The 10,111-nt window shown below is 62.1% G+C and carries 12 protein-coding genes and 1 other RNA gene; 7 read left to right on the forward strand and 6 right to left on the reverse strand.

The genetic code is table 11. From position 1 onward, the window contains the following. Positions 1-65: 65 nt before the first annotated feature. Genes D3872_RS02900 through D3872_RS02910 form a run of 3 tightly spaced genes read left to right on the forward strand, consistent with a single transcriptional unit; the run spans position 66 to position 2,340 of the window. Complete coding sequence (locus D3872_RS02900) at positions 66-962, forward strand: LysR family transcriptional regulator (RefSeq protein WP_119809395.1); 897 nt, start codon at positions 66-68, stop codon at positions 960-962. Between the two features lie 4 nt (positions 963-966). Then, positions 967-1,776 carry a prolipoprotein diacylglyceryl transferase gene (gene lgt, locus D3872_RS02905; protein WP_119809396.1) on the forward strand — a complete coding sequence of 270 codons (810 nt, stop codon included), beginning with the start codon at positions 967-969 and terminating at the stop codon, positions 1,774-1,776. A gap of 24 nt (positions 1,777-1,800) precedes the next feature. Beyond that, positions 1,801-2,340, forward strand: coding sequence for a GNAT family N-acetyltransferase (locus D3872_RS02910; protein WP_119809397.1), 540 nt, complete (start codon positions 1,801-1,803; stop codon positions 2,338-2,340). Between the two features lie 2 nt (positions 2,341-2,342). Here the strand turns inward: D3872_RS02910 and D3872_RS02915 are convergent, their stop codons facing one another. Then, entirely contained in the window at positions 2,343-3,146 is an 804-nt protein-coding gene (locus D3872_RS02915) for a sulfite exporter TauE/SafE family protein (RefSeq protein WP_119809398.1), read from the reverse strand. A 104-nt stretch (positions 3,147-3,250) separates the two neighbouring features. Here D3872_RS02915 and D3872_RS02920 point away from each other — a divergent pair, with 104 nt between their 5' ends. After that, a complete protein-coding gene (locus D3872_RS02920) occupies positions 3,251-4,162 on the forward strand; it encodes a hypothetical protein (protein ID WP_147373771.1) in 912 nt (303 codons plus the stop codon). 6 nt (positions 4,163-4,168) lie between these two features. Here D3872_RS02920 and D3872_RS02925 read toward each other — a convergent pair whose 3' ends face one another. The 4 genes from D3872_RS02925 to D3872_RS02940 all read right to left on the reverse strand — a co-directional run bounded on the left by D3872_RS02925 (position 4,169) and on the right by D3872_RS02940 (position 5,436). After that, a complete protein-coding gene (locus D3872_RS02925; RefSeq protein WP_119809400.1) occupies positions 4,169-4,636 on the reverse strand; it encodes an EVE domain-containing protein in 468 nt (155 codons plus the stop codon). An 88-nt stretch (positions 4,637-4,724) separates the two neighbouring features. Beyond that, positions 4,725-4,905: non-coding RNA, 6S RNA (gene ssrS, locus D3872_RS02930), on the reverse strand. A gap of 46 nt (positions 4,906-4,951) precedes the next feature. After that, positions 4,952-5,263: a cell division protein ZapA gene (locus tag D3872_RS02935; RefSeq protein ID WP_119809401.1), complete on the reverse strand. Its 312-nt coding sequence runs from the start codon at positions 5,261-5,263 to the stop codon at positions 4,952-4,954. Further along, positions 5,260-5,436 (reverse strand): DUF904 domain-containing protein, encoded by a 177-nt coding sequence (locus D3872_RS02940; protein ID WP_229459128.1) that lies wholly within the window; start codon positions 5,434-5,436, stop codon positions 5,260-5,262. Before D3872_RS02940 ends, D3872_RS02935 begins: the two co-directional genes overlap by 4 nt. Positions 5,437-5,804: 368 nt before the next feature. On the opposite strand from D3872_RS02940, the gene groES reads away from it, so the two are divergent. The 3 genes from groES (at position 5,805) to D3872_RS02955 (ending at position 8,609) form a co-directional block, all read left to right on the forward strand. Continuing rightward, positions 5,805-6,095 carry a co-chaperone GroES gene (gene groES / locus D3872_RS02945; protein ID WP_119809403.1) on the forward strand — a complete coding sequence of 97 codons (291 nt, stop codon included), beginning with the start codon at positions 5,805-5,807 and terminating at the stop codon, positions 6,093-6,095. Positions 6,096-6,144: 49 nt separating this feature from the next. Beyond that, positions 6,145-7,794 (forward strand): chaperonin GroEL, encoded by a 1,650-nt coding sequence (gene groL / locus D3872_RS02950; protein ID WP_119809404.1) that lies wholly within the window; start codon positions 6,145-6,147, stop codon positions 7,792-7,794. Positions 7,795-8,168: 374 nt separating this feature from the next. Continuing rightward, positions 8,169-8,609 (forward strand): hypothetical protein, encoded by a 441-nt coding sequence (locus tag D3872_RS02955; RefSeq protein WP_229459129.1) that lies wholly within the window; start codon positions 8,169-8,171, stop codon positions 8,607-8,609. Positions 8,610-8,615: 6 nt separating this feature from the next. Here the strand turns inward: D3872_RS02955 and D3872_RS02960 are convergent. After that, a partial coding sequence (locus tag D3872_RS02960; RefSeq protein ID WP_119809405.1) for a glucokinase occupies positions 8,616-10,111 on the reverse strand: 1,496 nt, incomplete at its 5' end.

The following is a 10,111-nucleotide window of genomic DNA, read 5'->3' on the forward strand; positions in this document are numbered from 1 at the left end:
GTCAAATCAGTTGTGTGATACGCTGCGCATATCGATAAGCACCGATCAGATCGCCACCCATATCAATGAACCTCGAACTGCGCCAGCTCCGCTATTTTGTGGCCGTCGCCGAAGAGCTCCACTTCGGCAAAGCCGCGGACCGGCTGCACATGACGCAGCCTCCGTTGTCGCAGGCGATCCAGGCGCTGGAGGAGATGCTGGGCACTGCCCTGTTCCTGCGCAACCGCCGCAGCGTGTCGATGACGCCGGCCGGCGAGGCGATGCTGCCCGAAGCGCGCCGCATGCTGGCGCAAGCCGCCGAACTGCCCGGCCTCGTCATGCGCGCCGCCGGCGGCGAGGAGGGCCGGCTGTCGCTGGCCTTCGTGTCGTCTGCCGACTACAGTGTGCTGCCGCCCTTCCTGCGCAGCTACCGCGCCGCCTATCCCCAAGTGCAGATCGTGCTGCAGGAAGCCACCTCCGACGTCCAGGTCGACGAGCTGCTGCGCGAGCGCGTCGACGCCGGCCTGATCATCCCGCCGCTGCCGGATAAGGCCCTGCCCCTGCTCGACTACCTGAAGGTGCTGGACGAACCGCTGATCCTGGCGGCGCCGGCGGGCCTCGACGCGCTGCGCGGCGACGCCCCGGTGTGGCTCAAGAACGTCCCGCGCCTGCCGCTGATTATCTTCCCGCGCCCGATCGCCCCCGCCCTGCATGACGCCATCCTCGGCGTGTTCGCCGCCGCAGGCATCACGCCGCAGATCGGCCAGGAGGCGATCCAGATGCAGACCATCGTCAGCCTCGTGTCGGCGGGCATGGGCCTGGCACTTGTGCCACAATCGGTGCGCAACCTGATGCGTCCCGGCGTAGAATACCGGGCGCTGCACGACCCGACGCCGCTCGTCGAAACCGGCCTGGCCTGGCGCCGCGACAATTCGTCGCCGGTGCTGCAAGGCTTCCTCGACCTACTACGAAAGAACATATAAAGACATGCTGACCCACCCGATGCCGGACCCCGTCGCACTCCAACTTGGCCCTGTGGCCATCCACTGGTACGGCCTGATGTACGTGCTCGCGTTTGCGCTATTCCTGGTGCTGGGACGCGTGCGCGTGAAGCAGCCGCACATGGCGGCGCTGGGCTGGAAGCACCAGGACCTCGACGACATGCTGTTCTACGGGATGCTGGGCGTGATCATCGGCGGCCGCCTGGGCGAAGTGTTCTTCTACCGCCCCGACTACTTCCTGGCCAACCCGATCGAGATTCTCAAGGTCTGGCAGGGCGGCATGTCCTTCCATGGCGGCTTTATCGGCGTGCTGGTGGCGATGGCGCTGTGGGCGCGCAAGGAAAAGCGCAACCTGCTCGACGTGTACGACCTGATCGCGCCGCTGGTGCCGCTCGGTTACGCGGCTGGCCGCATCGGTAACTTCATCAACGCCGAACTGCCCGGCCGCCTGGCCGATCCTTCGCTGCCATGGGCCATGCTGTGGCCCGGCGTCGAGGGCCCGCGCCATCCGTCGCCGCTGTACCAGGCGCTGATCGACGGCGTACTGGTATTCGTGATTCTGTGGCTGTATGCACGCAAGGCGCGTCCTCGCCTTGCGGTCGGCGCGATGTTTACGCTGCTGTATGGCTGCGCGCGCTTCTTTACCGAGTACTTCCGCGTGCCGGACTGGGAAGTCAGCGTGGCCGGCGTGCCGGTCACCTCGGGCCAGATGCTGTCGCTGCCGATGATCGTGGCGGCGATTGCGATGCTGGTGTGGGCATATTCGCGCGAAGGGAAGCGGCCCGTACGCGCCTGAACATGAACTGAACACGGAGAGGTAATGGCAAACTTCACCAGCAGGCTGGCGGCGGAGGCCGATCTTCCCGCCCTCAAGGCGGTGATGACCGCATCGATCGACGCGCTGCAGCGCGGGTTCCTTTCGGACGAACAAGTGGCGGCCAGCCACGCGATCATGGGCCTGGACACCCAGCTCGTAAAAGACGGAACCTATTTCGTCGTCGAGAGCGAAGGCCGCATTGCCGGCTGCGGCGGCTGGAGCCGCCGCGCCACGCTGTACGGCGGCGACCATACTTCAAGCTCGCGCAACCCCGCCCTGCTCGATCCCGCCCGCGATGCAGCCCGCATCCGCGCCATGTACACCCATCCCGATTTCGTCCGCCAGGGCGTCGGCAAGCTGATCCTGTCGCTGTGCGAGCAGGCCGCAGCCGCGGAAGGCTTCACGCACGCGCAGCTGATGGGAACCATGAGCGGGGAAGCCCTGTACGCGGCCAGCGGCTACCGCGTGGTCGAACGAACCGGCGCCGACGTCGAAGGCGTCAACGTGCCGCTGGTGCGGATGGAAAAGCCATTGGCCCTGTAGGGTCAGGCCGCCGCCTTCCACAACATATACGCCGCCAGCGCGTAAAGGATCACCGCAAGTATCCGCTTCAGAGCCGCCACCGGCATCCTGTGCGCGGTACGCGCGCCCACGGGCGCCATGGTCACGCTGGCCGCCGCGATCACCACCAGCGCCGGCACATAGATGTATCCCAGCGAATAGGCAGGGAGGTTTGCCTCGCCCCACCCGTAGTAGACGTTGGAGAGCGTCCCCGCAAGCGCGATCGGGAACCCGAGCGCCGCGCTGGTCGCCACCGCGTTATGGATCTTTACGTTACACCAGGTCATGAACGGCACCGAGATGAATCCGCCGCCGGCGCCGACCAGCCCGGCCACCACGCCGATGACACCGCCCGCCGCCAGCATTCCCGGCTTCTTCGGCAGTTCGCGCGTGGCCTTCGGCTTTTTATTCAACAGCATTTGCGTCGCCGAGAACGCGACGAACAGTCCGAACACCAGCGCGAGCGCCGACGTATTGAGCTGCTTGGCGATCCAGGGTCCGATCCACGAACCGATCACAATACCCGGCACCAGCATGCGCACCACCGGCCACAGCACCGCTCCGTGCTTATGATGCGCGCGCACCGACGACAGCGAGGTAAACATGATGGTGGCCAGTGACGTGGCGATGGCCATGTGGACGATGAGATCCGGCGGGAACCCGCGCGCCGTAAAGATCATCGTAATGAAAGGCACCAGCACCATGCCGCCGCCGATGCCCAGCAGACCGGCGGCGAATCCGCCTGCCATGCCCATGACGAGCAGAATTGCGATCAAGCCAAAGTCCATCAGGCGCCGCCTCCTGGCAACGCCGTTTCGCCAACTGATTCCATGCGATACTTTCCCAATTGAATTTATCGCATTCTACGCTGAAGGAAAAAATGCAGCTTCGCATGGCCCTGCTTTTCCTTGCCGCAGCGCTTGCCGGTATAGCCGCCGTGCTGTATGCCACTGCGCCTGCGGCCCCGGCCACGCCTGCACTTGCCGCACCGCCCGCCGCCAAAGTGCGGACGACTGGCGCGCTTGCCGCCGCAGCCGTGCCCGCACCGAAATCAGCCGCCGGCGCGCAGTCCCACGCCCTCACCGAGGCCATGCGAAAACGGTTTGAATCCGCGCCAAATTACGCCGCCTTCATCCACGACGCATTGCAGCGGCCGCTCGAAGGCGGACGGTTTTATGCAGTGCTAGCCTATCACCGGTGCGAGTCGCTGAACGGCATCGAGGCGAAACACTTTTCAATGCACGCCCAGTCGGACCGGCGCGACAAGGATATTGTCGTCATCAAGGACATGATGCAGCGCTGTGCGGGTGTCCAGGAGCATTTCCCCGATTACCGCGTTATCCACCGCCGCCTGGTACTCGGCAATGCAAGAGGCGTCCCGGATGTGCTTTCGATGGAGCCTGGGTTACTACGACTACGGCAGACCGACAAAGCGCGCGCGATAAGCGAGCTGGAACGTGCACTGGCGTCGCGCGATCCCTACCTGATCGCGACAATGATCGAGTTGAATCTCGAGCATTACGCGACAATGATCGAGTTGAATCTCGAGCATTACGCCAGCTTGCTTGGCAAGGGATATTCAAGGGAACAGCATCGGACCATGCTATATGCGGCCTCGGCGGGTGCAGTCTGCGAGATAACCGGCACCTGCACAGAAAATTTGCACCTGCAGATGATGTGCGCCGCAGGCGGTTATTGCCAGTATTCCGATGTTCGCGATTACGTGCGCGGCGGATTCTCCGCGGAAGAAACGCGCGCTTTCAACGAGATCAAGCGCGCACTGATGGCGCTGGCCAGGAAGTAGCGGCAATCACCCGCCGGCGCGCATCCGCTTCAGCACCGCTTTCCACTGCGCCGCCGTCACCGGCGTAATCGACAGCCGGCTTCCTTTTTGCAGCAGCACCATGTCCTCAAGTTCGGGCATCGTGCGCATTTCGGACAGCGGCAGGTAACTGCCCTCTTCCACCGCTTTCACGTCGACCGAAATCCAGCGCGGCTGCTCTTCGCTGGCTTTGGGGTCGTAGTAATGGCTCTTGGGGTCGAATTGCGAGGCATCGGGATAAGGCCCGCTGGCCACTTCCGCGACGCCCGCCACGCCCGGCACCGCGCAGCTTGAGTGATAGAACAGCACGCCGTCGCCAGCCTTCATCTGGTCGCGCATGAAATTACGCGCCTGGTAGTTGCGCACGCCGAACCACGCCACGGTCTTGCTAGGCGCCGCCAGCACGTCGTCGAAGCTGACTTCATCCGGTTCCGATTTCATCAACCAATACGCCATCGATCACTCCGCAAAATAAGCCGCGCGCGCATCGCGCGTCCATAAAAAAAACGGTTGCGCACCGAATGCTTGCAACCGCTTTTGGAATTAGAGCCCCGCCTGTGCCGTTTTTGCCGGCATCCCGAACCTGATGGTTCAAGGTGGTCACAGTTAGTTCAATTTCGGGTTCGTCGGACTAGCGACGCTCACGCCCATCGAACAAAATTCCGCAACCGATGCACATAAATGGTTCAAGGAATATATGGCAATCGCGAACACCGCAGGGTGGAACGAAGTTTACTCCGATACGTCACGGTGTCAAACGAATTTGGCCTCTTAAAACAGATTTTCTTGCGGCGTGAGGGCGCTGTCTAACACCGTGTGCATCGCACTCAGTTTCTGCTTGACTTCCATGATCGACATGTCCGAAAGCGGTCCTTGCGGCGACTTCACCGACAGGAAATCGGCGGTCACGCTGATCGCGGCCATCACCGCGATGCGGTCGTTGCCCTTCACTTTGCCGGAGTCGCGCAGCGCGGTCATCCTGGCGTCGAGGTAGTTCACGGCTTCCTTCAGCGTGGCTTCCTCGCCTTCCTTGCACACCAGGCGGTAGGGCGTGCCCATGATGGTGACGTCGAGATGAATCATTGGGCGGCCTCGCTGGTGATGATGCTGTCGGCGTCCTGCGGCAGCCGCGCCAGCAGCGCTTCGACGCGGAGCTGGGCTTCGCCGAGGCGTTCCATGAAGGCCTCGTTTTCCCTGCCAAGCAGTGTGTTGGACTGGCGCAAGGCGGCATTCTCGCGGCGGAGCGACATCGTCATCTCGGCAAGCCGGTCGATTTTGTCGGATAGTTCTTGAAATTCGGAAATCATCCCGTAACTATAGGGCGCGGGAGGAATTTTCGTCAACAGATTCAGTACGTTAAGGCCGATTATTGATGTGATAGATGCGGCAACATTGCCGGCCGGCGGTCGCGGCTTTGCGCAAGGTCAAACCAACCGCTGAAATAAACAACATATCAGCTTGAAAAGGGTCATGGTCGTCCCTATAATTAGCACTCGTTGGCCGAGAGTGCTAACAACTTTTTCCAGCCGTTGCAGCCATCTGGAACGGCAAAAAATGGTGGGAAGCCGCACTGCGCAGCGCCCGCCGAAAGCAAGTCAAACCATTGAAACTAAAGGAGTTTTGCATGAACCTTCGCCCTTTGCACGATCGCGTTATCGTCAAGCGTCTCGACCAGGAAACCAAAACTGCGTCCGGCCTGATCATCCCTGATGCGGCTGCTGAAAAGCCGGATCAAGGCGAGATCCTCGCCGTAGGCAATGGCAAAGTCCAGGAAAACGGTAACGTGCGTCCTCTGGAAGTCAAAGTTGGCGACCGCGTCCTGTTCGGCAAATATTCCGGCCAGACCGTCAAGGTCGACGGCGAAGAACTGCTCGTCATGCGCGAAGAAGACATCATGGCCGTGCTGGTCAAGTAATCAGCCGACACCCGTCTGACCCCCAAACGAATTTAACGGAGAAACAAACATGGCAGCTAAAGATGTAGTGTTCGGCGACGCAGCGCGCGCCAAAATGGTTGAAGGCGTCAACATCCTCGCCAACGCAGTCAAGGTAACCCTGGGCCCTAAAGGCCGCAACGTGGTGCTCGAGCGCTCGTTCGGTTCGCCTACCGTCACCAAGGACGGCGTGTCGGTCGCTAAAGAGATCGAACTGAAAGACAAGCTCATGAACATGGGCGCGCAGATGGTCAAGGAAGTCGCTTCGCGCACCAGCGACAACGCCGGCGACGGCACCACCACCGCGACCGTTCTGGCACAAGCCATCGTCCGCGAAGGCATGAAGTTCGTTGCCGCCGGCATGAACCCAATGGACCTGAAGCGCGGCATCGACAAGGCGGTTCACGCCACCGTCGAAGAGCTGGCCAAGATCTCCAAGCCATGCACCACCACCAAGGAAATCGCCCAGGTTGGCGCGATCTCGGCCAACTCCGACTACTCGATCGGCGAGCGCATCGCTGAAGCGATGGAAAAAGTCGGCAAGGAAGGCGTCATCACCGTTGAAGACGGCAAGTCGCTGAACGACGAGCTGGACATCGTTGAAGGCATGCAGTTCGACCGCGGCTACCTGTCGCCATACTTCATCAACAACCCAGAGAAGCAAGTCGCAATCCAGGACAATCCATTCATCCTGCTGTGCGACAAGAAGATCTCGAACATCCGCGACCTGCTGCCGATCCTGGAACAAGTCGCTAAAGCCGGCCGTCCACTGCTGATCATCGCGGAAGACATCGAAGGCGAAGCACTGGCAACCCTGGTTGTGAACAACATCCGCGGCATCCTGAAGACCTGCGCAGTCAAGGCGCCTGGCTTCGGCGACCGCCGCAAGGCAATGCTGGAAGACATCGCTGTCCTGACCGGCGGCCAGGTTATCGCTGAAGAAGTCGGCCTGACCCTGGAAAAGGTCACGCTGGCAGAACTCGGCCAGGCCAAGCGCGTTGAAGTCGGCAAGGAAAACACCATCATCATCGATGGCGCCGGCGAAGCATCGTCGATCGAAGGCCGCGTCAAGCAGGTTCGCGTGCAGATCGAAGAAGCGACCTCGGACTACGACCGTGAAAAACTGCAGGAACGCGTTGCCAAGCTGGCAGGCGGCGTTGCAGTGATCAAGGTTGGCGCAGCCACCGAAGTCGAAATGAAGGAAAAGAAAGCACGCGTTGAAGATGCACTGCACGCTACCCGCGCAGCAGTTGAAGAAGGCATCGTTCCAGGCGGCGGCGTAGCACTGCTGCGCGCTCGTGCGAACCTGTCGATCAAGGGCGACAACCCGGACCAGGACGCAGGCATCAAGATCGTCCTGCGCGCGATGGAAGAGCCACTGCGCATGATCGTCCAGAACGCCGGCGAAGAAGCATCGGTCGTTGTCGCAGCAGTCCTGGCTGGTAACGGCAACTACGGCTACAACGCTGCCAACGGCACCTACGGCGACATGGTCGAAATGGGCGTGCTGGATCCAGCGAAAGTAACCCGCTCGGCACTGCAGAACGCAGCATCGATCGCCGGCCTGATGCTGACCACCGACGCAATGGTATGCGAACTGGCGGAAGACAAGCCAGCGATGGGTGGCATGGGCGGTATGGGTGGTATGGGCGGCATGGGCGGCATGGACGGCATGATGTAAAGCCGGACGCAGGGGCGCCCCGGCGCTCCGCTCCCAGCAGTCAAAGAAAAGCCTGCAAGGTTCGCGCCTTGCAGGCTTTTTTGTTTAAGCGGCAGGCGCGTTGTGAAGGCATGCAAAATGACTTGATGACCCGTAGGGCGGATAAGCGTTAGCGCATCCGCCGAAACAAGCGTCACGTTGACGTGTGAAAATCCGGCGGATGCTATCGCTATGGGAGCATCCGCTTGCAAGCGGATGCTGTTCCGCAGGCGAATCGCGTTGCGATTCGAAACCCCTGCTCCACCGCTCCGCCTATCCGCCCTACGCCCTTCTTGATACTTCACTCAATGGGTCGATTGGTTTAGTATGACCGCATATAAATCCGGGGACAAAGAATGAAACACCTGCTGGCCGCATCCATCGCATTCGCCGCACTGCTTGCCGGCTGCGACCAGCCCAAACCACCCGCCGCCGCGCCGGCGAAGGAAACCGCGTCGATGCTCACCCGCGAGCAAGCGATGTCCGCCCTGATGGCACTCCCCGAGCTGAAAGCCTGGTCCGCCGTCATCGAAAAATCCTCCGGCGGCAAAGCCCGCGGCGCCCTGATCGAATACGACACCAAGCCGCGCGTCATCAACGGCAAAAGCTATTACCAGTTCAGCTTCGTGGAAAACAGCATCGACGCCGCCCACCCATGGGAAAGCTTCCTCGTCGCCCAGCAAGGCGACGAGATCCTGGTCGACGACTTCGGCACCGAAAAGACCCTCACGCTCGATCAGTGGCGCAAAGAAAAACAGCCGATGTTGCGAACATCGGCTGGCATCACGGACGAATAAAGCCGCTCAGCTGTCGAGGTGCGAGATGAGCATGCGCTTGTGATCCGCGTCGCCAATCTCCTTGCCGCCCTGCGCATCGAGCGAAATCCCCACCGACACGATATCGATCAACAGCAGCTGCAGCATGCGCGAGATCATCGACAGGAAGGTCGTGCTGTCCTCGGTATGATCCACCGCCAGGCACACCGACGCACGCCTGGCCAGCGGCGAACCACTGCTGGTAATCGCAATCACGTCGGCGCCCGCATTGCGCGCCGCATCGACCGCCTCCAGCAGTTCAGGCAAGCGCCCTGAATTCGAGATCGCGATCACCACATCGCCCGCCTTGAGCAGGCCAGCGGCCAGCGTGAACAGGTGCGAATCGCCATAAGCCGAAGTGGGAATCCGGAAGCGGAAGAACTTGTGCTGGCCATCCAGCGCCACCACGCGTGAATTCCCCATCGCGTAGAACTCCACCTTGTTCGCCTTGCGTAGCAGTTCAATCGCGCGGTCGATAGAGCGCACGTCCAGCTGGTCGCGGAACTTGAGGATCGCCGAGACGGTGTTGTCGATCACCTTGGCCGACAGGTCATGCGTGCTGTCGCCCGTGCGCACCTGGCTGTGGCGGACCGGGATCGCCCCGGTCAGGCTGCTGGCGAACTTCAACTTGAAGTCGGCCAGCCCAAGGAAACCGAGCGACCGGCAGAAGCGGATGACGGTCGGCTGGCTGACTTCCGCCAGGCGCGCGATTTCCGCGATGGGCTCGTTCAGCACAAGGCGAGGCTGCTCCAGCACCAGCTTGGCCACGCGCTGCTCCGCAGGCGTCAGCTCGTGCCGCATGTGGCCGATGCGCTCCATCAGTGTATTGGCGCCGCTGCGCCCGCGCAGGTGTTCGGACAGGATGGTCGCCACGCCGCGCAGCGCCGGATGCGGCGTCGTGATGACGTAGGTCGGAATGTCTGCCAGGTAGCTTGAGAAGCGCCCCTTGGCCTCGAAGCGCGTACGGAACGGCGAATGCGCGAACCACTCCTTCATGCGCGGCACGACGCCGCCGCCGATGAAGATGCCGCCGAACGCGCCTAACGTCACCGCCAGGTTGGCGGCGGCGCCGCCCAGCATGCCGCTGAAGCATTCGAGCACTTCAAGGCACAGCGCGTCGTCCTGCTCCAGCGCGCCGGTGATGATCTCGGGCGACGTGCGCTGCGGCGCTTCGACGCCGTTGCGCAGCGCCAGCGCGCGGTAGATGATCTCCATGCCCGGCCCGGAGATCAGGCGCTCGTTGGACACGTGCGACCACTCCTTCCATGCAAACTGCAGGATCGCGAATTCGCGCTCGTCGGCCGGCGCGAAGTTGACGTGGCCGCCCTCGCTGCCCAGCGTGACAAAGCCGTCCGCGGTCGGGATCACGCCCGAAACGCCAAGGCCGGTGCCTGGCCCGAGCACCCCGACCACCGCATTAGCGGCCGGGGTGCCTTGTCCCACCTGCATCAGATCGTCCGGCTTCAGCCCGGGCAGCGCCATCG

Origin of the sequence: Massilia cavernae, assembly GCF_003590855.1 — a bacterium.
In the GTDB taxonomy this organism is placed as follows: Bacteria; Pseudomonadota; Gammaproteobacteria; order Burkholderiales; family Burkholderiaceae_D; genus Telluria_A; species Telluria_A cavernae.